General features: G+C 67.6%; 15 protein-coding genes. 6 read left to right on the top strand and 9 right to left on the bottom strand.

Annotated features, from left to right (window positions below; all coding sequences use genetic code 11):
- Positions 1-4: 4 nt before the first annotated feature.
- The gene (locus QSK31_RS37220) at positions 5-1246 is read left to right on the top strand and encodes an FAD-binding protein (RefSeq protein ID WP_285689404.1); all 1242 of its coding nucleotides are present in this window, start codon (positions 5-7) and stop codon (positions 1244-1246) included.
- Positions 1247-1473: 227 nt separating this feature from the next.
- Entirely contained in the window at positions 1474-2868 is a 1395-nt protein-coding gene (locus tag QSK31_RS37225) for a cellulose binding domain-containing protein (protein WP_285689405.1), read from the top strand.
- 31 nt (positions 2869-2899) lie between these two features.
- Here the strand turns inward: QSK31_RS37225 and QSK31_RS37230 are convergent, their stop codons facing one another.
- Complete coding sequence (locus QSK31_RS37230; RefSeq protein WP_285689406.1) at positions 2900-3298, bottom strand: ChaB family protein; 399 nt, start codon at positions 3296-3298, stop codon at positions 2900-2902.
- A 51-nt stretch (positions 3299-3349) separates the two neighbouring features.
- Here QSK31_RS37230 and QSK31_RS37235 point away from each other — a divergent pair, with 51 nt between their 5' ends.
- Positions 3350-3505: a hypothetical protein gene (locus QSK31_RS37235; protein WP_285689407.1), complete on the top strand. Its 156-nt coding sequence runs from the start codon at positions 3350-3352 to the stop codon at positions 3503-3505.
- 21 nt (positions 3506-3526) lie between these two features.
- Here the strand turns inward: QSK31_RS37235 and QSK31_RS37240 are convergent, their stop codons facing one another.
- The 7 genes from QSK31_RS37240 to QSK31_RS37270 form a co-directional block, all read right to left on the bottom strand.
- Entirely contained in the window at positions 3527-4861 is a 1335-nt protein-coding gene (locus QSK31_RS37240; protein WP_285689408.1) for an AI-2E family transporter, read from the bottom strand.
- Positions 4862-5057: 196 nt separating this feature from the next.
- The gene (locus QSK31_RS37245) at positions 5058-6089 is read right to left on the bottom strand and encodes a serine/threonine-protein kinase (RefSeq protein ID WP_285689409.1); all 1032 of its coding nucleotides are present in this window, start codon (positions 6087-6089) and stop codon (positions 5058-5060) included.
- Positions 6086-6352 carry a protein kinase family protein gene (locus QSK31_RS37250; RefSeq protein ID WP_285689410.1) on the bottom strand — a complete coding sequence of 89 codons (267 nt, stop codon included), beginning with the start codon at positions 6350-6352 and terminating at the stop codon, positions 6086-6088. Before QSK31_RS37250 ends, QSK31_RS37245 begins: the two co-directional genes overlap by 4 nt.
- Positions 6353-6362: 10 nt before the next feature.
- Positions 6363-9374: a type I restriction endonuclease subunit R gene (locus QSK31_RS37255; RefSeq protein ID WP_285689411.1), complete on the bottom strand. Its 3012-nt coding sequence runs from the start codon at positions 9372-9374 to the stop codon at positions 6363-6365.
- Positions 9371-10444: a restriction endonuclease subunit S gene (locus QSK31_RS37260; protein WP_285689412.1), complete on the bottom strand. Its 1074-nt coding sequence runs from the start codon at positions 10442-10444 to the stop codon at positions 9371-9373. The genes QSK31_RS37255 and QSK31_RS37260 overlap by 4 nt, the downstream gene beginning before the upstream one ends.
- A gap of 194 nt (positions 10445-10638) precedes the next feature.
- Positions 10639-12600 (bottom strand): type I restriction-modification system subunit M, encoded by a 1962-nt coding sequence (locus QSK31_RS37265; RefSeq protein ID WP_285689413.1) that lies wholly within the window; start codon positions 12598-12600, stop codon positions 10639-10641.
- Complete coding sequence (locus tag QSK31_RS37270; protein ID WP_285689414.1) at positions 12597-14189, bottom strand: N-6 DNA methylase; 1593 nt, start codon at positions 14187-14189, stop codon at positions 12597-12599. The genes QSK31_RS37265 and QSK31_RS37270 overlap by 4 nt, the downstream gene beginning before the upstream one ends.
- 200 nt (positions 14190-14389) lie before the next feature.
- On the opposite strand from QSK31_RS37270, the gene QSK31_RS37275 reads away from it, so the two are divergent.
- From QSK31_RS37275 to QSK31_RS37285, 3 genes are read left to right on the top strand one after another with little or no spacing between them, the layout of a single operon-like run.
- A complete protein-coding gene (locus QSK31_RS37275) occupies positions 14390-14692 on the top strand; it encodes a ricin-type beta-trefoil lectin domain protein (protein WP_285689415.1) in 303 nt (100 codons plus the stop codon).
- Between the two features lie 58 nt (positions 14693-14750).
- On the top strand, positions 14751-15884 hold the full coding sequence (locus QSK31_RS37280; RefSeq protein ID WP_285689416.1) for an Ig-like domain-containing protein: 1134 nt from the start codon (positions 14751-14753) through the stop codon (positions 15882-15884).
- 4 nt (positions 15885-15888) lie between these two features.
- A complete protein-coding gene (locus QSK31_RS37285) occupies positions 15889-17310 on the top strand; it encodes an Ig-like domain-containing protein (protein WP_285689417.1) in 1422 nt (473 codons plus the stop codon).
- Between the two features lie 220 nt (positions 17311-17530).
- Here the strand turns inward: QSK31_RS37285 and QSK31_RS37290 are convergent, their stop codons facing one another.
- The gene (locus tag QSK31_RS37290; RefSeq protein WP_285689418.1) at positions 17531-22492 is read right to left on the bottom strand and encodes a diguanylate cyclase; all 4962 of its coding nucleotides are present in this window, start codon (positions 22490-22492) and stop codon (positions 17531-17533) included.
- Positions 22493-22787 lie beyond the last annotated feature (295 nt).

Below are 22787 nucleotides of genomic sequence, written 5' to 3' on the forward strand. Positions count from 1 at the left end.
CAGCATGAGCGAGCGAGTCACCAACTGGGCCGGCAACATCGTCTTCACGGCCGAGCGGGTGCATCGCCCCGCCTCGGTCGACGAGCTCCAGGGGCTGGTCGCGGACGCCGAGCGTGTCCGCGTGCTGGGCAGCGGCCATTCGTTCAACCGCATCGCGGACACCCCCGGCGACCTGGTTTCCCTGTCCGGCATGCCCCGTTCGGTGGAGATCAGCGAGGACAAGCGCACGGTCCGGGTGGACGGCGGCATCCGCTACGGCGACCTGGTCGGTCAGCTGCACGAGGCAGGGGTGGCGCTGCACAACACGGCGTCGCTGCCGCACATCTCGGTGGCCGGCGCGATCACGACGGCCACGCACGGTTCCGGCGAGCGCAATCAGAATCTGGCCGCCTCGGTCGCCGCCATCGAGCTGGTCCGCGCGGACGGTGAGCTGGTCACGCTGCGCCGGGGCGAGCCCGGCTTCGCCGGCTCGGTGGTCGGCCTGGGCGCGCTGGGCGTGATCACCTCTCTCACGCTCGATCTCGTCCCGGCCTTCGACATCCGCCAGTACGTGTACGACGATCTGACGCGCGATTCCCTCGGTACGAACCTGGATGCCGTGCTCGGCGCCGGTTACAGCGTCAGCCTGTTCACGAACTGGGCGAGCACCACGATCAACCACGCCTGGTTGAAGCGCCTCGACGAGATGCCGGCCGGCCCGTTCTTCGGCGCGACGCCGGCCGGCGGCAAGCGCGGCCCGATCCCCGGCATGGACCCCACGAACGCCACCGACCAGGGCGGTGTGCCCGGCCCGTGGCACGCCCGGCTGCCGCATTTCAAGCTGGAGTTCACCCCGAGCTCCGGTGCCGAGTTGCAGTCGGAGTACATGGTGGCCAGGTCCGACGCTCTGGCAGCGATCGACGCCGTGGCTCGCGTACGCGAAAAGATCTCTCCGGTTTTGCAGGTCAACGAGATCCGCACGGTGGCCGCCGACGACCTGTGGCTGAGCATGAACTACCAGCAGGACAGCCTGGGCCTGCACTTCACGTGGATCGCCGACACCGAGGCGGTCCTGCCCGCGGTCCGCGCCTTGGAGGAGTCCCTGGCCGGCCTGTCGCCGCGCCCGCACTGGGGCAAGGTCTTCACGATGCCCACGGCGACGATCCGCACCCGTTACGACCGTTTCGCCGACTTCACCGAGCTGGCGAAGAGCTACGACCCGACGGGCAAGTTCCGCAACGCCTGGCTGGACGAGCTGCTCAGCTGAGTTCGCCCAGGCAGCGGGTGGGCACGGCGATCCATCCTTCGGTACGCGCGGCGGCACGCTGCCGCGCGTCCGGAGCGACCGGACCGTAAGTGCCCTGTCCCGGTGTAGCCATTGCTGCAACAGGCAGCGACTTGAGGCGGACTTAAGAAAACTGGCAAGGCTTGTTAAGCCGCACGAGCACACGATCAGAGCCGTTCGGAAAGGCCCCCTGATCGGAGAGTTGTCACATGGGACGCAAGCGACTGCGGCTGGCCATCTATGCGGGAGCGGCGGTGTTGGCCGCTGGTGGTGGCGCCATCGCCGCAGTTGCCGGGACCAACGACGGTGGGACGCTGACCGCGACCTTCAGCAAGGACTCCGACTGGGGCACCGGCTACCAGGCGAAATTCACGATCAAGAACGCCGGGAGTACGGCGGTCAGCGGCTGGGAGCTGGACTTCGGGCTGCCCGCTTCGGCCAAGCTCGGCAGTTTCTGGGACGCGTCGGTGAAGGCGGAGGGTGGCGTCGCCAAGGCCGAGGACCGCGGGTACAACGCGAGCATCCCGGCCGGCGGCAGCACCGAGTTCGGGTTCATCGTGGCCGGCAGCGGCGACCCGACGAGCTGCACCGTCAACGGCGCCGACTGCTCCAGTGGCGGCGGAACGACACCGCCTCCCGCGGAGGACCCGACGACCCCGCCGGCCGAGGAGCCGACGCCGCCGGCCGACGACCCGACCACGCCGCCGGCCACCCCGGCCGGTGGGGACGTGCTCGTCGCCCCGTACGTCGACATGGGTCTGCTCTCGAACGGCTCCGCGACCCTGGCGCAGCTGGCCGACAGCGGCAACGTGAACTCGTTCTCGCTGGCCTTCGTCACCGGGGCCGGCTGCAAGGCCAGCTGGTTCGGGGCGTTCGACCCGCGGCAGAAGCAGTTCGCCGACCAGATCGACGGGATCCGGGCGGCCGGCGGCGACGTCAAGGTCTCGTTCGGCGGCGCCACGGGCGTCGAGCTGGCGCAGGCGTGCACCGACGTCAAGGCGCTGCAGGCCGAGTACCAGGCAGTCGTCTCGGCGTACAACCTGAAGTACATCGACCTGGACATCGAGGGTGCCGCGTCCGCCGACGCCGCCTCGATCGCGCGCCGCTCGACCGCTCTGGCCGCGCTGCAGAAGGCCAACCCGGGCCTGAAGATCTCGCTGACCCTGCCGGTGCTCCCGGAGGGCCTGACCGGCGACGGCCTGAACGTCGTCCGCTCCGCTAAGGACGCCGGCGTCGACGTCGACCTGGTCAACATCATGGCGATGGACTACGGGCGGGCCGGCCAGGACTACGGCAACCTCGCCATCCAGGCGGTCCGGTCGACAAAAGACCAGATCAAGCAGGTGTACGGCAACAGCGACGCGGCCGCCTTCCAGATGGTGGGTGTCACCCCGATGCTCGGCCAGAACGACGACAACGGCCGGTTCGCTCAGGACGACGCGCGTGACCTGATCGCCTTCGCGAACCAGAACCACGTCGGCATGGTGTCGTTCTGGGAGGTCAACCGCGACAAGAACGCCTGCACCGGCGCCCTGTTCCAGTGCACGAACGTGGCCCAGTCCCCGTTCGAGTTCAGCAAGATCTTCGCCGGCTTCACCGGCTGACCCGGACTGCTCGAGGGAAAAGCCCGGAGTGCTACTTGCTCCGGGCCTTTCTCGTGCTGCGCTCGTTCGCCTTCTGAAGGGCGTCGACCAGCTCGGCCTTGGTCATCCGGGAACGGCCGCTGATGTCGAGTCGTTTGGCCAGCTCCATGAGGTGCTTCTTGCTCGCGTTGGCGTCCACGCCTTCGGCCGTCTTGGCCTTGCTGTCCCGGCCACCGGCGGCCTTGGCGTCGCTCGGGCCCTTCTTGGCCTTCGGCTCCCAGTGGTCGCCGACCTTCTCGAAGGAGTGCTTGACCGAGGAGAACGCCGTGCGATGCGCGCGTTCGCCGTCGCCGTACTGCTCGACCGCGGAGTCGAGCGTCTCGGCGTACGTGTCCTGGGCCTTCTCGGGCGACCGCTTCAGGGTGCTGGGCATGTCCTTACGTGCAGGCATGTCCCTCGATTGCCCGTTACTCCGGCCGTCAAACGGGTAGCCGGGGTAACCATGAGCGATAACAGGGAACCCATCGGCGATCCCGACGACGATGGCGGCGACTTCGCCGAGGAGCACGAGCAGACCGAGGTCACCCCGTCCGACGAGGGCGAGCCGGAGAGCCCCGATCGCTACTCGGGGGGCCTGGACGACGACGGCCCGGTGTAGGTTCGGCGAACTCCCTGTCGATCAGGTTGTGCTCACCGAGGTCTCCGGCGACGGCACCCCCGGCGCGGTCTCGCCCTCGATCTCGGTCTCGTCACTGTCGTCGGTGCCTGGCGGCTGACGGTCGGGCGTGGGGTCACCCTCCGGATGACGCACCAGATAGCGGATGGCCGTGTTCAAAACCGCGAGCAGGGGTACGGCGATGAGCCCGCCGACGATCCCGGCGACCACGATGCCCGACGCGATGGCCAGGATGACCGCGAGCGGATGCAGGGCCACCGCCCGTCCCATGATCAACGGCTGCAGGATGTGCCCTTCGAGCTGCTGAACCCCGATCACGATGGCCAGCACGATGAGCGCGTGGAACGGCCCGTGCGCGACCAGCGCGACCAGGATGGCCACCACGCCGGTCAGGGTGGCGCCGACGACCGGGATGAACGCGCCGAGGAACACCAGGGCGGACAGGGGCAGAGCCAGCGGAATGCCGAGCACGAAGAGCCCGATCCCGATTCCCACCGCGTCCACGAACGCGACGAGCACGGTCGCGTGCACGTAGGAGACGAGCGTGTGCCACGAGTAGTGGCCGGCGCGGGCGGTGGCCACCCGCGCCTCCCGCGGCAGCAGCCGGCACAGGAACGCCCAGATCTGCCCGCCGTCCCGCAGGAAGAAGAAGAGCGTGAACAGCACCAGGAAGAACCCGGTGACGACTTCACCGATGGTGCTGGCGGTGCTCAGGGCGCCCGTGGCAAAGCTGCCTTGGTTGTCGGTGATGGCCTGCCGTGCCCGGTCGACGTAGTCACCGAGCTGGTCGGCGGAGATGTGCAGAGGCCCGTTGGCAAGCCACTTCTGCACCTGCCCCACACCGTCACTGACCTGCGTAGACAGCGAGTCGATCTGCCCGATGATCGTCCGGATGATCAGACTCAACCCTCCGATCACGATGACCAGCGCCGCAATGAGCACCAGCCCCGCGGCCAGCGACCGTTTCATCCCCCGCCGGACAAGCGCTCCCGCCACAGGCTGAAAGAGAGCGGCAAGCAGCACGGCGACGACAACCGGGATGATCACCACCCGCAGCAGCGAGACCATCCGCAACGCCAGATAGGCCGCAACAACGAACAGAATGAACCGCCAGGCCCAGGCCCCCGCAGTTCGAACCCCACGCGGAAGCACATCGTCAGTGCCTTGCGCTTGAACAACAACAACGTCGTCCCCACCAACGTAGGGAGGCGGATTGCGCACAGCCGCCGCCGCAATCCGTTCGCGCGCCCGCTCCCGAATCCCCTGCACCCAAGTCATCAGCGTTCTCCGTGTCCAGCCGGTGCTCCAGGGCCACACCCCAGCCGGCTCCCCCTGCATGCCCCCTTTGAGCAGGTGTGACACTCAAAGTTCCCACCCGCCGCAAGGAGCGCGTGCCTGCTCGCGTTGCTGGAACACCGACGCCCGGCCGACCTCATGCAAAAAAGCTCGAACGGTGTCACCCTCGACCGTCTGGCCATGGATCTCCGGGATGTCCGTGACCACCTTGTGAGGCCCCGTACGCCGGCCCAAAAGACTAATGGTCAGTACCGTCCATCAGGTGTCGGAGGTGATCACGCAGCGCCTCGACGTCCTGAATGTCGGCGGGGCCCACACCAGGAGTTCGCCTCATGTCGCTCAACAGGTCGTCCAGTCCACCGCCAGCCTCGCCGATCCGGCCGAGGCTGGCGGTTATCACGGCGATCTGCTGCCGCATAGGGAAGCCCGCCGCGCCGGTTACCTCTGCGAGGAGAGTCCGCAACGTCCGCAACGCCTCGGTGGCCTCACCCAGCTCCGCCTGGCAGATAGCCACCTGCTGACGGCACTCCCGGACAAGCTCGTGGTCCGAGCCATACCGCCGAGCCAGGTCAACACCGAGCTGCTCGAACATTGGCAACGCGGCGCGGAAGTCGCCGGCCAGCATCAGCGCGGCTCCGTAGTCCAACCGGGCCTCGAGGATCTCAGGCGAACCGCTGCCATAGATCGGCGCGGCCCGGCGCAGCATGGTGGCCAGCGCGTCTGCTGCCTGCCCGAACCGTTCGTCCTCGATCAGCCCCATCGCCCTGTCCCGCGCTTCGCGCACCTCGTCGATGCTCGGGATGCTCGCCGGCGCCTCCTGGGCCGCGACCAGGCGCGTCCCCGCCACGCTGTCACGGGGCAGCGGGCCGAACGGGAACCGATACGGCGAGGTGGGGTCCGGGGAGCTGCGCTCCTGCGGCGCCCGCGCCATTGGTGGCAGTTCCGCGGTCACCCAGCGCAGCAGGCTCACATAGACCTCGCCGGCGGACTCGGGCCGGTCCTGCGGGTCTTTGGCCAGCAAGGCGAAAACGAGTTCGTCGAGCTCCTTCGGTACGTCGTCGCGGAAAGCGCCCGGATACGGGACCGGCGTGTCGAGGTGCTGGTGCAACACGCCCAGCGGGGTGTCCGACTCATACGGCGGCTGCCCGGTGATCAGCTCGAACAGCACACATCCCAGGCCGTACAGGTCGGCGCGGGGCCCGACCGGTCCCGCGCCGAGGGCTTGCTCGGGCGCCATGTAGGTCGGGGTGCCGATGGTCTCGCCGGTCATGGTGAGTCCCCGATAACGCCGGCGTCGTGCACTGCGGGGACGCCAGGGTGGTCGAGCCGAGCGGTGACCTTGGCTTCGCGCTTGAATCGCTCGATGACCAATTGGCGATCAGCGTCGCTGGCGTACCCGGGTTTGAGGAACTTGACCGCGACGGGCCGGTCGAGCCGCTCGTCGTAGCCGGCCCACACCTGACCCATCCCGCCGCTGCCGATCGGATGCGTCAGCTCGTACCGGCCGGCGATCCGCGTCCCCGGCTGCAGCACATCTCCCCCGTCAGGTCAGGCCGTGCTTACGCCTGATCAACTTGTACGCCTGGCTGCGTCCGAGCTGGTTCATGCGCTGACGCAACATGTCATCGTCTAAATAGCGCTGCATCAGTTTGCCGTTGTCGTCGTGGCGCGACAAGATGACCGACTCGATGCGTTTGTCGAAGACGACGCCGAAGTTGTCCTCGTCGTTGACCAGCGCGGCGGCCTCCATGGTCGGCTCCTCGGTCATCGCGACGATCTGCTGCTCGTACCAGATCTTGTCGGCCTCGCCGAGGCCCAGCCCGAACCGGTCGTTGAGCTCCTCGATCAGCTCGGACAGCGCCAGCTTGTCTGGGTCGTTCTGCGGGCCGGCGCCGCCGCCGAGGTAGCCGGGCAGCATCTGCTCGCCGTCGGCGTCCAGCGAGGCGTCGTGCTCACCGGTCTTGCTGACCCGCAGGTGGGTCAGCTGGATCTCGCCGATGTCGACGGACGGGTCCTGCCGGCGTGGCAGCCGGTTGAGCAGCGCCCGCCCGTACAGGTAGAGCCGTTCCAGGCCCTCGTCGTGGTAGGGAACGACCTGGCTGAGGAACGCGTACATCCGCACGTAGTCGCGCAGCGCGGCCCGGAACCCGTCGGCTGCCTCCGGGTCGTCGGCGACCAGGGCCACGAACCGGTCCTTCGCCGGGTCGGTGAACCGGTACAGCGCGGCGTGCGTCTTCTGCAACGCGGCGTCGGTCTTCGCCTTGCCTTCGGCGGCGAGCAATGCTTCGGCGTACGCCTGCATCTCCGAGTCCACCAGCAACGCGTACGAGGTGACCGCGTTCTCCGCCGTGTAGAGCAGGTTCGGGTCGGTCGGGATGGTCGCGGCGGTCTCGAAGTACGGCTTGAACTGCTCGGCGATGTCGTCGGCCGCGTTAACGAAGTCGAGCACGAACACGTCGCCCTGCACCTTGAGCGGGTGGGTCCGGTTGAGCCGGGACAGCGTCTGCACCGCGGCGACACCCTTGAGCGGCTTGTCCACGTACATCGTGGTCAGCAGCGGCTGGTCGAAGCCCGTCTGGTATTTCTCGGCCACCACCAGCAGCTTGTATTCGCGCTCCTGCTTGGCTTTCGGCGTGCCGGCGTGCTTGTCGTCGGCCGCCGTGTAGCCGAACTTCTCCGGCAGCTCACCCTCGCCGAAGCCGTTCAGTCGCGCCTCGGTCACCTCGACGCCGTCGAGTTCCAGCTCCCCGGAGAACGCCACCAGCGCGTCGCACCCGGTGTAGCCGTTCGTCTCGATGTACTTGTTGATCGCGGTGTAGAGCCGCAGCGCACCCTCCCGCGAGCCGGTTACCACCATCGCCTTGGCCCGTCCGTCGAGCCGCGGCGCGGAGTGGCGGCGGAAGTGCTCGACGATGATCTCCGCCTTCTGCGCGTTCATCGTCGGGTGCAACACCGCGAACCGGGCCAGCTGCGAGCCGGCCTTCTTCGGGTCGACCTCCGGGTCGTCCGGGTTGGCGTTGGCCAACTTCCAGTACGCCTTGTAGGTCAGGTACTGCCGCAGCACGTCGAGGATGAACCCCTCCTCGATCGCCTGCCGCATCGAGTACGTGTGGAACGGGTGCATGTTGCCGTCCGCGCCGGGCGTGCCGAACAGCTCCAGGGTCTTGGCCTTCGGGGTCGCGGTGAACGCGAAGTATGACAGGGTTTCGTGCCGCCCCCGCGCCAGCGCCGACGCGGTCATCAGGTCACCGTCCGCGTCGACGTCATCGCTGCCGAGCTTCAGCAAAACCCGTTTCAGGTCGGCGGCGTTCTCCCCGGCCTGCGACGAGTGGGCCTCGTCGAGGATCACCGCGAATCGCCGGCCCTTGAGCCCTTGTACCTTCTCCAGGACGAAGCCGAACTTCTGCACCGTCGTGATGATGATCTTCGCGGTCTCGCCCTGGAGCGCATCGGCCAACTGCTGCGAGTCTTTGTCGATCCGCTGCACCACACCCGGCACATGCTCGAACTGGAACACCGTGTCCTGCAACTGCCGGTCCAGCACCACCCGATCGGTGATGATGATGACCTTGTCGAAGACCGGCTCGTTCGCCCCGCCGTGCAAACTCGACAGCCGATGCGCCAGCCACGCGATCGTGTTCGACTTCCCCGACCCCGCCGAGTGCATCACCAGGTAGTTCTGCCCCGACCCGTGCTCCGCCGCGTGCTCGGCAAGCTGGGTGACCGCGTGCCACTGGTGGTAGCGCGGGAATATCAGCGCCCGCGACTCCTTGTCCGTGTGCAGGAACCGCCGCACCAGGTCCAGCCACGTCTCCGGCCGCCAGATCTGCTCCCACAGATACCCGGTCCGGTAACCGTTACCAGCAGGGTTGCCCGCACCGCCGGAAACACCCGCCCCCGCCGACCCGGTATTGAAGGGCAGAAACCGCGTCTTCTCTCCGGCCAACCTTGTGGTGACAAAGACCAGATCAGGATCAACAGCAAAATGCACGAGGGTACGCCGAGAGAACAGCAACTCGCGCGGGTCTCGTGTGGTCCGGTACTGCACCTTGGCGTCCTCGACGGTCTGCCCGGTCAGCGGATTCTTCAACTCGGCCGTGGCAAGCGGAATCCCGTTGACGAACAGCACCAGATCAAGGCTCTTCTTCGGTTCGGCCTCGGAGTAGTGCAGCTGCCGGGTCACGCTGAGCCGGTTGGCCCGAAACAGCTTCAGCGCGTCATCGGTGATCGAGTGCGCCGGCTTGAAGTACGCCAGCCGAAACAGAATCCCCTTGTCCTTCAACCCACGCCGCAGCACGTCAAGCGGCCCCCGCTCATCGATCTGCTTGGCGAGGTATTCCTTGAAATGCCGCTGCGCATCCGCCGAGTTGTTCCCGTGGTATGCGACCAGCTTGAGCCAGGCGTCGTTCTGCGTGGCCCCGAGGAAGGTGAACAGCTCAGAGGTGTCCAGCCCCAATTTCCGGTCATAGCTGTACGCCAGCCCTTGCTGCCAGTCAGTATCAAGCAACGATCGCTCGATCGCCTCCTCGAAAGCACCCTCTCCATGCACACTCACTGCAACCCACTCCCCCGAGCCGTAGTCACATCCAGCTGCCCGGTAACCGCCGCAGTAATCAACGCCTGCCGCCGCTCTTTGAGTAACGCGACCTGATTCGACAAGTTCTGGTTGAGATGAGAATGCTCATCATTGAACTCGTCGAGGCGATGGGCGATACGCAGTTGTTCTTCTTCCGGAGGAAGCGGTACCGGTACGGCAGCCACCTGTGATTCACTAACCGACGGAACTGGGCCCGGATTCGAGAGCTGCCCTAGATCCAATAGTGTAAGCAGGTACCGCCAATATCGCGGGTCGCCACCAGAGAATTTTATACCCCGGACATTGTCATCGACGATCGACTCACGCGTGGTAAGCCGACGTTGATTCAGCAGCATGGCCGCGCCGACTCGAGCGTAGAGAACCGAACCCTCCGGAACTACTCGAGCGCGAAGGGTCTTGGCCACTCGTCGAGTGACCCAATTTCCCGCTGTTGACAGCCATCCTCTCGAATCAGCCAGTCCGAAATCGCCCACCTTGATGAACGGGGTTTCACCAGTAGTTTCGCCCTGATACGCATGCGGGAACGTCGTACCCATGTACGTGCGCGACACTCTCCCGATCGTGGTGATCGGCCACCGCGGGTTGATGCGGCCGAGCCACGAGACCGCCATACCGCTGTCGCCATGCGATTCATCGAATCCTGTGACTAGCCGACGGGTTAGTACCTGCCAGCGCTCCGTCATCAACGACCTCAAGCGCTCGTACCCTTCTCGAAGTTCGGCCATGTGGGCCGTCTCGGCGTCGAGGAAGTCGACGATGCGCCGCTGCTCCTCCACGGGTGGGAGGTCTACGACGAAGTCACGAACAAAGTCATCAGGAACACGCTTCTGGCCCGCAACGCCGTACATCTCCGCTTCTCCGAATTTTAGGAAGGGATGACTTTGGGTGATGTAAGCCAGAAAACTTTGGTCTACCGATTCGGTTGGACGCAACACATGCAGTTCGGTTGTGCCAGCTCCTACACCGCCGAGGAGGCCAGAAATCGGTACGGATCGCCCAGCCTCGAAAGTCGGCGTGATCTTCGGCACGAGGACGTCACCATCTTGGAACCGCGTATATCCAGTCGCCACTGTTGCTTTGATACGCACCCGACTCGTATCCAACCGCGAGTCCGCCCAAACCGCCTCCATCGGCAAGAAGGTCAGGTCATCGGTTGGACCAAGCTGATCGAATCGTGGACAGGGCGGATTTACGCGGATGACATGCCGAAGCCTGAGTCGGCTCATTTTGTCACCCGGCTCAGCCGAGTTTGAATTTGATCCTCCAGCGCCTTGATGTCCGCGTCGATCTCCGCTAGAGGACGAGGTGGCTGGTAGATGTAGAAGTGGCGGCTGAACGGGATATCATAGCCAATCTTTGTCTTGGAATCGTCAATCCAGGCGTCGGGGACATGCGGGACGACCTCACGATGGAGGTAATTGTGGATGTCGTCGTTCAGAGGCACGTTCTCGCCGTCGCGTAGGTCGGGGTCGGGCAGCGGGTTGCCCTTGCGATCGGTCTGAATCTCGCCATCCGGATCGCTGACCGAGAATGACTCCCAGACGACCTTCTCCACGGACGCCGGGAGGTGCCCGATGGCGGCCAGTTTCATCGCGAACTCGCCGCGGCTGCTGGCCTTCGTACCGATCAGCGCCGTCGCCGATGCCACAAGGGACTCGCCGCCGTCGTACCTGATGACGGCCTTGGTGCTCGCGAGGAGGGCGACCGCTTCCTCAGTGATCTCGAAGCGCAAGCGCAGCGGGCGTTCGACCGTGATGCGCTGGTAGCCGAAGTCGGTGGCCTTGAAGACCTTCACCTTGCCGTGCCGCGGGTGTTCGGAGTCCTCGGCAACGGCGAGCGCCTCGACATACAGCTTGGTCAGCTCGGTGATGTGGTCGGCGGTGAGCATCTTGCGCTTGTCGCCGAGGCTTTTACGCATTTTTGTCCAGTAGTCGCGGCCGTCGAGCAGCACGACCTTCTTACGGCGCTCCGATGTCTTCCGGTTGCTGAGAATCCAGAAGTACGTGGAGATGCCGGTGTTGTAGAAGAGCTGATCGGGCAGGGCGACGATGCCTTCGAGCAGGTCGTTCTCCAGAATCCAGCGGCGGATCTCCGACTCGCCGGAGCCGGCCGCCCCAGTGAACAGCGGGGAGCCGTTGAAGACGATCGCGAGGCGGCTGCCGCCGTCCTCGGGACGTTTCATCTTGGAGATCATGTGCTGGAGGAAGAGCAGTGACCCGTCGTTGATGCGGGGCAGTCCCGCCCCGAACCGGCCGGCGAAGCCGCGTGCCGCCTCGTCTTTGACGAACTTCTCGACCTTTTTCCACTCCACGCCGAACGGCGGGTTGGCGAGCATGTAGTCGAACTTCTGGACTTCGTGGCCGTCCTGGTTGAACGAGTTGCCGTACGCGATGTTGTTAGGGTTGCCGCCTTTCATCATCATGTCGGAGCGGCAGATCGCGTAGGTTTCGCCGTTGAGTTCCTGGCCGTAGACCTCGACCGTGGCGTTCGGGTTGTGCGCCTCGATGTGGTCCTGGGCCTCGCTGAGCATGCCGCCGGTGCCGCACGCCGGGTCGTAGACCTTGCGCACGATGCCAGGTGTCACCAGCTCGTCCTCATCCGGCGCCAACAGCAGGTTGACCATCAGCTTGATGACCTCGCGCGGGGTGAAGTGCTCACCGGCGGTCTCGTTGCTGATCTCGGAGAACTTCCGGACGAGTTCCTCGAACAGGTAGCCCATCTGGTGGTTGCTGACGACCTCGGGGCGCAGGTCGATCTCGACGAACTTGCTGACCACCTGATACAGCAGACCGGCCTCGTCGAGCCGGGTGATCTGCGCGTCGAAGTTGTATTTCTCCAGCACGTCGACCGCGCCGGGAGCGAACCCGCCGATGTAGGAGCGCAGGTTGGTGGCCACGTTGTCCTGGTCGGCGGTGAGCGTACGGAAGTTGAGTTTGCTGATGTTGTAGAAGCTGAGTCCGGAGGTCTTGCGCAGTACCGGGTCCATGTTCTTCAGTCCGGTGGCGCGCAGTTGGCTGAACTTGTCGAGCACGTCCTGCTTGGTGGGTTCGAGCACCCAGTCAAGGCGGCGCAACACCGTCAGCGGCAGGATCACCCGGCCGTACTCGGATTGTTTGTAGTCGCCACGCAGCAGGTCGGCGATCGACCAGATGAAGTTCGCCAGTTTCTGATGATCGGTGCTCACCGGGAACCTTCTTTCTCGTGCCGGCGGCGGAAGGCGTCGCCATGCTGATCTGGTGCGTCGGGCGCGAAAACGGCGCTGGTCAGTCCATCGACGGCGATGCGGGCGGCTGCCTCGGCCGCATTCGCGACCTGGTCGGCGGCGTCCTTGAAGGCCATCTGCTGACGAAAGGCCTCACCATAGTGGCGTTGCTCCGGCAGTGGCATGCGCGGCACGCGTGCGCGTCGAACATCAAGCCGAAAGGTGCCACCTGAGGTTCCGGCCGCCTGCCGCCGGTTGGCCGCAGAGCGCAGGAAGCAGGCGAGAAAGTACGGGTCCAGCGAATCCGGATCACAGCGGATCACCGACGCCGCCTTGATTCCGCCGGTCGGCACCGCATTGAGCACCACCGCCGCGAAGTCGCCCGATGTCGATGGAACGACCACATCGCCGGGCCGTGCGCGTTCCCGATCCACGATGGTCAGAGCCCCCGAGCGGACAAGGTCGCCGACGCTGACCAACTGGTCGGCGATCTCACCTGACCCGGCCGCAAGCGAAGGTGCTTCGGCGCTCAGCCGGCCGATGGCCTCGCTGTAGCGCTCGCGCGCCTCATGGTGGTCAGGGGTGAGGTCGCGCACTTCGAGGGGAAGGTGCGTGGCCGGGACCAGCAGAACGTCTTCGTCCAGCAGCTCGATCGAAGGCACGTTCCGAGTACGTGTGGGGTCAGCGAACACTGCCGCCCACGCCTCCGGGTCGTGCGGGAGGTCGTCGGCGTCGCGGTCGGTCAGGTCGACCATGCGCAAAACATAGGCCGGTCGATCGGTGGGCCGGGTCAGTTTCCAGATCTGCCAGGGCGCGGCGGTGTTGTTAACGGCGCGCTCAGGTAGGGCGATCACCTCGGTAAGCACGCCGGCGCGGAGTAGTTCAGCTCGGATGCGGCGGGCCGATGCGCGAACCGCGGCTGAGAACGGCACGGCGACGACCGCGGTGCCGCCGCGTTTGAGGCATGCCAGGCAGATCTGGACCCAGCCCAGGGCGTGGTCGCCGCGACTCGGCTGCCCGTACTCCAGAACAGCCCCGTCTATCGAGTGCTCCGGACCTGGCGTGATCGAGACCACCGCATCCGCCTGACCCTTCAGCGCGGCGAATCGATCGTCCGCGGCGGTGATCTCGACGTTCGTGGCGTCTGCGTCGGCAAGAGCATCCTTTGCTACGTCGATCCTGGTCATGTCGTCCGTGCGCCCGACGTAACGGACCCGCGGACCGAGCAACTGCGCGACCTCGGCCAGCAGGGTGCCGTCCCCGCACGCGGGATCGAGCACCATCCCGCGCGTCGAGGGCGGCACGAGGGCGGCCATCGCCTCCGCCAACCCGAGAACGTCCGTGGCCTTCGTCCCGGTCAGCTTTTTCGAGGCGGCCCGGCCGTTGGCGGTCAGCCAAGACTCGACCTCGGGCCAGGCGAACGTCGGGCTGGTCGCCGGTCCACCGACCGGCGACGGGAAATCCGGGTGACGGCGGCGCCAGTTCGAAACGGCGGCGCGGCCAACGCCCGCGATGCGCGCGATATCGGCCGCGGTGACCTCGTTGTTGACACCCATGCCCGAGACCTCCATCAGTGTGACGACATCGTACACATGGATGCAGGCACGTGAACGTTTACGACGTGTGTACTGTGTTCACGCCAGCTGCTCCTCCACACCGGATCGGATGATCTACATGCGGAAGACCGCAGCCATCGACACCACGCCCACCACCGTCGCCGGCGTACACGGTCGAGCAGCGGGGTGAGATCGTCGGCCGCGTTGGCGGCGAGTTGCGCGACAACCCGCAGCTCACCGTCACCCGCCTCGCCCGACGGCCGGTCTCGATCGCGGCGGCGAATGCCCTGCGGATCCCGCTCAGCACCGAACCGGCTCGGCTTGTCGCGGACCTCCGGGAGATCGGCCGCGTCCAGGCCGTTCTCGCCGATGCGCTGGCGGATCTTCTGCCGGAGCGCGTTGACCCGGCCGGGGACCTCGGCGGTCTGTGCGCGACACAACCGGCCACCGCCGACGGCGTTCAGCTGGTCCAGTACACCTGCAACGGCAGCGCGGCCGAGAGCTTCCGGCCGCAATGAACACCTGACCGAAAAGTTGATCGACTGTGGACGATACGGACCCGTACCATCCGCATTCGTGAAGGTACGGGGATTCACCTCAGCAGTTGCCCTGGCCGGCCTCCTGATCGGCGGGGTCGCCACTCCCGCCACCGCGAGCGCCCGGGCCCTGGACGTCAAGCTCTACTCTCCGCGCGCCGAGAGCATCGTGCACGGCCCGACCACGATCAGGTTCACGGCGCCCGGCGACGAGGTGGCCGAGGTGGTGCTCACCTCGGGGGACGGGACCGTGCTGGGCCGGGACACCGAGGCGCCGTGGGCCATCGACTTCGACTTCACCGGGTACCGGGGCGACGTCTGGTACCAGGCCAGGGACAGTGACGGCAACCGGTCGCCGCGCTACCGGGCCGACTACACCGTCGACGACGACGGGCCGACGATCACCCTCGAGAACCCGTTCGTCGCGCCCGGTGTGCACAGGATCTCGGCCGAGTTCGGCGACCGCAGCGCCATGGCCAAGGTGGAGTGGTGGATCGACGGGGCGCTGCGCGGCACCGGGGTGGGGGTCGACTACGATTTCGGTCCCGTCGCCCGGGTCGTGCCGGTCGAGATCCGGGCCTGGGACAACCACGGCAACCAGACGGTACGCACGTTCGACGTCCGGGCCGACAACACCGTACCGGTCGTCAAGAAGGTCACCCCGGACTACAAGCAGCTGGTCCGCGGCACCTCGGTGACCTCCACGGTGACGGTGACCGACCCGGCCGGATTCTCCCGGGTCAACCTGAACGGCGCGGTCGTCGCGGGGAAGGTCGACGGACCGACCGCCACCTTCACGGGACGGTTCCCGGTGGGCAAGGACGGCTACTACACGCTCCGCTGGAACGTCGTGGACAGTGTGCTGAACCGGACGACCTTCCCGCGGACCTTCGTCGTGGACAACACCCGGCCGAAGATCACCAAGGTCACCGCCCCGGCCAACGGCGCCAAGGTCGGCCCGGTCGTGACGACGTCGATGACGGCGACCGACCTGAACGGCATCCGCGAGGTCCAGGTGTGGGTCAACGGCAAGCTGACCAACTCGGACGCCCGGGCCCCGTACGTGATGAACGTCAACACCAGCAGGCACGGCTCGTCGTTCAAGGTCGCGTTCTACGCGGTCGACAAGGCCGGCAACGCGGTCAGCACCTCCGTGCGCACCTGGAAGCGGTAACGCCGTGAAGACACGAAACTTCGCCGCGGTCCTCGCCGTGGCCGGAACGCTCGTCGCCGGAGCCGCTGCCCCGGCCGCGGCCGCCGACGGGCCGGTGATCACCTCGACCGGCCTCACCGAGGGCAAGCTCTACGGGAAGACCACGGCGATCGAGCCGATCGTCAGCGACGACGTCGTGGACGTGCGGGTGCTGGCCGACGGCCAGTACGACAAGGTGTCCTCGTCGTGGGCCGGCGGGAAGCTCAAGGTGACCTTCGCCGCCGCGTGGGGTAACGACGCCGAGGTCGACGTCACCGTCCGGGCCCTCGACGCGGACGGGAACACCGCCGACGCGACGACGCACGTACTCCTCGACGCCGTGGCTCCGGAACTGACGCTGGATCCGCCCCGGAACGCCCCGACCGTCCACGGCTGGACCAGGATCACCGTGACGCCGAAGGTCGACGACCTCGCCGAGGTCGTGATGGGCTACCCGGACGAGACCGAACTGGTCAAGGTCACCTCGGCACCGTGGGTGATCGACTACGACTTCACCGCGTTGACCAGGCGGATCACCTTCTGGGCGACCGACCGGGCCGGCAACCGGAGCCTGAGCTACTACACCAACTGGATCGCGGACAACGACAGTCCGCGCATCTCGTCGACCAACTCGCCGTACGTCATGCCGGGCAAGCAGTCCCTGGCCGTCGACGTCGAGGATCGGAGCGCGCTGAGCCGGATCGAGTGGTGGATCGAGGGCGCCCTCCGCGGAACCCAGGCCGGCCAGAGCGGAACGTTCCGCTTCGAGTACGACTTCGGCACCACCATCCGCGCCGTGCCGGTCGAGGTGCGCGCCTGGGACTCCTGGGGCCTCGCCAGCAGCGAGAAGTTCTCGGTGCAGATCGACGGCACCAAGCCGCGGCTCGGCGTGATCACCCCCGCCCGCAACGCCCTGGTGCGCGGCACATCGGTGACCACCACTCTGACGGCCACCGACGCGGGCGGCCTAGGCGCTTACTACACCAACGCCGGGAACTCGACCGCGGGCGGCGTGACCAGCCACAAGTACGTCATGGTCCAGCCCACCCGCGGCGACGGCCCGCTCAACATCTCCTGGCAGGTGTACGACCAGGCCGGCAACTGGAGCAGCTACGGCTACGGGGTGATCGTCGACAACAGCCGGCCGAAGATCACCAAGGTCACCGCCCCAGGTGCCGGCACCAAGGTCGGCGCCCAGGTGAAGACCTCGATGACGGCGACCGACAAGAACGGCATCCGCGAGGTGCAGATGTGGGTCAACGGCAAGCTGACCCTGTCCGACTCGAAGGCGCCCTACAACCTGGCGCTGAACACGGCCAGGTACGGGAAGTCGCTCACGGTCGCCTTCTACGCCGTCGACCGGGCCGGCAACGTGATCAGCACCTCCAGCCGCACCTGGAAGCACTGACGAGGTCCGCGCCGTCGGATCGTCCGAGTAGCCACGCCGGCAGTGCCACCTGAGAGCCCTGGATAGTGCGAGCGCTACTCGGAGCGCCGAGCTGGTAGTCGTGTCCGGTATCGGTCGCGATGAGGTGCAGGTCTGGCACGTTGTCTCGGGCGGAATACGTTGAGATCACCGTCGTCAGCGTCGTCTTGACGAAGTCTGACGTCGTGCGTCCGCTGGACCGCTACCCTGCCGGCACCTCCACGGGCTGACACTGTTCGGCCGCCCCGGGCACCGGCATGACCCGGTTGCGGCCGCCGTGCTTTGCCTCGTAGAGGTGGGCGTCGGCCTCCGCGAGCAACTGCTGCGGCGTGGTCTCCGGCGTCGGAACCGTCGACGCCACCCCGAGGCTGATGCTCACCGTTCCCAACGGGCTGCCCTCGTGCGGCTCGTTCAGCGCGGACACCCCGGTGCGGACCCGTTCGGCGGTCTGGACGGCGTCCGCCAGGTCCGCCGTGGGCAGGATGATGGTGAACTCCTCGCCGCCGTACCGGGCGACCGTGTCGGTGCCGCGAACCTGGTGGTTGAGGACCGAGGCGACGCTGCGCAGGCACCGGTCGCCGGCGGCGTGGCCGTACCGGTCGTTGTAGAGCTTGAAGTGGTCGACGTCGATCATCACCACCGAGAGCGGCCTCTGCTCACGGACCGCCCGCTGCCACTCGACCATCAGCGACGCCTCGAGGTCGCGCCGGTTGGACAGGCCGGTCAGCGCGTCAGTCGCGCTCAGCCGTTCCAGCTGCCGGTTCGCCGACTCCAGTGCTTCGGTACGTTCGGCGACCTTCGCCTCCAGCGAGGCGTACAGCAGGGCGTTGTCGAGCGAGACCGCGAGCTGACCGGCGACCAGGTTGACGGCGTCGAGCCGCTGCGGCGAGAACGTGCCGTGGCTCTGCCGGTTGGCCAGGATCACCATCGCCCGCAGTATGCCCCGGGCGAGGACCGGCACGACCATCAACGAGCAGGTCTCCGACCCCTGGAAGTACGGGTCGCGGGCGAACCGGCCGTCCACAGTGGCGTCGTCGACCAGCAGCGGCCCGCGGGTGCGTTCGGCGTACCTGAAGGCGGTGCCGGGCACCAGGCCGAGCCGCTCGGCGTCGGCGAGCGCGATCCGCTCGTCCGAGGAGAGCGTCCACTCACCGGTGTCGGTGTTCCGGATTAGCAGCTGGACCGAGTCGGCCCCGGTCATCGCACTGAGCGTGCTGGCGACCTGGCCGCGCAGCAGGTGGACGTTGGTCTCCGAGCTCAGCGTCTGGGACGCCCGCAGGACGCCCAGCAGGTCGATCGCGTCGCCGGTCATGCTCGTGGTGGCGCTGCGGCCCACGGTCGCGGTGGCCGACCGGAACTCGGTGACCTCCTGCGGTACGCCGTACTCCCGGTCGAGCTCGCGGACCTTCGCCACGGCTCCCCAACCGTCATACCGGCGGCGGGCCTCGCCAATCAGCTGGCGGCCGGCGTGGTGCAGGCCGCGCTGGTGGTTCACGAGCCCAGCCCGCTCGGTGATCAGCGCCGTGAAGAGCGGCTGCCGGACCGTACGGGCCTCGTTGATGGCCCGGTCGAAGGCGATGATCGTGGTCCACGGCTCGACGTCGCCGGCCGACCGCTCCGCGTCGACCCAGGTCAGTAGGTGTTGGAAGTTGTGCGGGGCCTCGGCCGCGCGGTCGGCCAGCCACTGCCGGTGCGCGTCCAGTTCGGCGTCGTCGGCGTGGGTCCGGGCCAGGTCGATCATCCGGACCAGCCGGGCGTACAGCTCGGCGTACGTCGACGGGACGAACTGCAGCAGTCCGGCCGCGGCGGCCGCGTTGGTGCTCATGGTCGCGTCGTCCCGGAAGACCAACGCGGTCAGGGCCCGGACGGCGTGAAAGTTGGCGCCGGCGGTCGGGTTGGTCGCGAGGCGGGCCAGGTGCGAAGTCTCGGTGTAGTCGGCGTCGTCGAACTGGCCGGCGCCGCCGGTCTCGCCGCACAGCGCCCGGCCCATCTGCCGGTAGCCGAGGTAGGCGTCGATGGCCTGGTCGTTGGAGCACCGCACGCCGAACGCGACGCCCGCGTCGGCGTCGGCCCGGAAGTTGTCGACGGTCGGCGCGCAGGCCAGCAGCTGAACGGTCGAGGTGTAGTAGGTGAAGGCGGCGTTGTGCAGGTCGCCATGGCGTTGCAGCTCCTCGTGCGCGCGGTGCGACTCGGCCACGTTGTCGGGCAGTGGGTCGAACCAGTGGCCGCTGCTGAGCGCGAAGAGGAAGCGCGACTGCGAGGTCGGCAGCTCGTATCCCAAGGACTCGCCGGCGGCCAGGATCCACCGCAGCACGCGGTAGCCGGTCCGATGATCGCCGGCCGCCACCTTGGTCACGAACGCCAGGTGGCTGATCGGACCCATGAGCGGCGCGCACGGTCCGAGGTCGATCCACCGCTGCCAGGCCTCCAGCGCCAGCCACGCCATGATCGGCCGGCCGGTGAAGAATGCGGACGGCAGCGAGCGGTTGATCAGCTTGGCGATCGCGACCTGAGCCGCGTCGGTGACCCCTGGGCGCACAGTGGCGTCGGTCAGGCCGTCCCGCTCGACCCACGCGTACAGCGCGCCGAGCCGCTCGCCGATCCCGGCGCCGATCGCCTCGTCCGCCGGCACCTCACAGCCCAGTTCCCGCAGCTGGGCCAGCCCGAGGTCGAGGGCCTTCAGGAAGTGGTTGCGGTTGCCCAGGCTGCTGATCTGCAGGCAGGAGGCCTCGATCCGGTCGAGCAGCCGGGGGCTGAGCCGCTCGATCTCGGCGTACATCTCGTCGGAGGTGTCGAGCCGGCCGAGCCGGATGAGCGCGGCGTGGCGGTCGATGTGCAGCTGGACCAGCAGCGTGTGGTCCTGGTCGTCGGTCAGCAGCCCGATCGCGGCGGCCAGGAAGCGGTCGGCGGCGGCCGGGTTGCTCAGGCCGACACCGGCGGCGGTTTCCCGGAAGAGCTTGGCGGCCCGCAGCCGCTCCTCGGGCTCGGTCACCGCCTCGATCGCGGCCAGGTACTGCTCGGCCGCCATGCCGGTCAGGCTGCCATGGCCGGCGAGCCGGCGTGCGAGCAGCAGGTGGGTCGCGACCCGGTCGTCCGGAGTCAATCCCTCGTACGCGGCCTGCTGGACCCGGTCATGCCGGAAGCGGATTGACGGTTCGCCGGACCGGTCGGTGACCAGCAGGCCCTCCTCGAGGGCCGGCGCAAGCGCCTGCTCGACCGTCCCGGCGTCCGCCGAGTCCGCCGCGAACAGCAGGTTCAGGGGCACCGAGCCGCCCAGACAGGCCATGATCGACATGAGGGGCCGGGTCGACGGCGGCAGCTGTTCCATGCGGGAGCGCAGTACGTCGATGACGTCGCCCCGACCGAGGTAGCCGCGGACCAGCCCGCTGTCCCACTGCCAGCCGCCGCCGGCCGGTGTCAGCGCGCCCTCGCGGCGCAGCCAGTTCAGCATCTCGACGGTGTCGTACGGGTTGCCGCCGGTCCGCTCGACCACCGCGTCTAGCAGGCCTCCGACCGCGTCCCGGTCCATTCGCAGGATCGACGCCACCAGCGCCCCCAGGTCGGTCGGGGCCAGATTGCGCAGCCTCAGCGTGACTACCGGACGCGCAGTACGCTCCCACCGCTGCATTCGGGGGGCGAGCGGGTGAGCGGCGTCGACCTCAGCGTCCCGGTACGCGCCGACCACCAGCACGCCGGCAAGCTGATCGTCCATGACCACCCGGTCGAGCAGCCCGATCGCGGTGGAACCGGCCCACTGCAGGTCGTCGAGCACGATGACGACCGGCCGGGCCGGGGATGCGATCGTCCGGAGCAGATCGATCTCGGCCGCGATGATCCGCGAGTCGGCGTCGGCCGCGTCGTCGAGTGCCTGCTCGTCCGGTGCGATGTCGAGCAGCGTCGCGAACTCGGGCAGCAGGTGCGCGATCAGGCTGGTGTTGGCGCCGAGCGCCTCGCGGATCCGCATCCGGTGCACGGCCAGCTGCTCGTCGGGCTCGGCCAGCAGCAGCCGGCCCATCCCGCGCAGTGACTGCTGCACGCCGTCGGACTCCGAGTCGCGGCGGTACTGGTCGAACTTGCCGGTCACGAACCAGCCGGCGGCCGCCGTGACCAGCGGGCGCAGCTCGTCGATCAGGGCGGTCTTGCCGACCCCGGGCACGCCGCTGACCAGGACCGTACGCCGCTCGCCAGCCGCCACCCCGGTGAACGCGTCGCTCAGCAGCCGGATCTCGTCGTCCCGGCCGACCAGCCGCGAGGGCGCCGCGAGCTGCATCGGGAAGTCGCGCTCGGCCAGCGGGAAGGTTGGATATCGGCCGTCCGCGTCGGGGACGAGCCGCGAGAGGTCGTGCGCGAGCCCGTCGGCGCTCTGGTATCGCTTGTCCGGTTCCTTCTTCAGCAGTCGCAGAATGATGTCCGACAGGGCGGCCGGTACGGCCGGGTTGACCTCGGACGGCTTTCGCGGCGCACGGGTGAGGTGCGCGTGGATCAGGTCGAGCGGCTCCCGGTCGCTGTCGCCGAACGGAGGCTCGCCGACTGCGAGCGTGAACAGGGTGGCGCCGATGCCGTACAGGTCGGCGCGGTGGTCGACCGCCCGGCCGGTGCGCCCGGTCTGCTCCGGCGCCAGGTAGGGGAGGGTGCCGGCGACCCGGTTCTCGTGGGTGAAGCCGGGGCGGTCCTCGGCGAACGTGGTCGCCAGGTCGAAGTCGATGAGCTGAACGAGTTCAGGTCGCCCGCCGAGAATGATGATGTTGGCGGGGTTGACGTCCCGGTGGATCACCCCGTTGCGGTGCAGCTGCGACACCGCACGGGACAGGGCCCCGGCCAGCACCACCAGATCGGTGACGTCGAGCGGCTTGCCTGGAACCATCGCTGAAAGCGGCTGGCCGCCGGCGTCCTCGAGGACGATGGCACCCGCCCGGGAGATGTCGGGCGAGATCCGCGGCACCGCATCGGTGCCGGCCAGTCGCTTCAGGATCATGTTCTCGTGGCGGAGGCGTTCGCTGGCCCGGGGCCCCCGTGGTTCCTTGACGATGACCCTGCTGCCGTTGGTGAGCGTCAATCGCAGGACGCGGGTTCGGCCGGTGTGATAAAGCACCTCCTCGGCGGCCTCGGAGGCGGAACGGCCGGTCTGCGACTCGCGAGGCAGAGTGGTCACATTGTCGCCCATCGGCACCGGGAGGCTGTTGCTGAGGAAATTTCAGCTCCCGGGCGCTGCACGGGGTGGATGGTGTGCATCCCCGGCGCTGACTCGCGCGCATGCAATCCGGAAGCCGCGTATCCCGTGATCGCCACGATGGCTGAGCAGCTCGCGATCGTGGAGGGTCAGGGGGACTAGCCCGCCCTCGCTCAGCCGCTCTGTGAGGTGGTGGGCTGCCAGGCGGAACGCGATGACGTCTTCCTTCGAAATGCGCTCGGCAGTGGCCCTGCTGTCACTCGAGGAGGCCACGACGTCCGCCGGCGTA

Source organism: Actinoplanes sp. NBRC 103695 (assembly GCF_030269485.1).
In the GTDB taxonomy this organism is placed as follows: domain Bacteria; phylum Actinomycetota; class Actinomycetes; order Mycobacteriales; family Micromonosporaceae; genus Actinoplanes.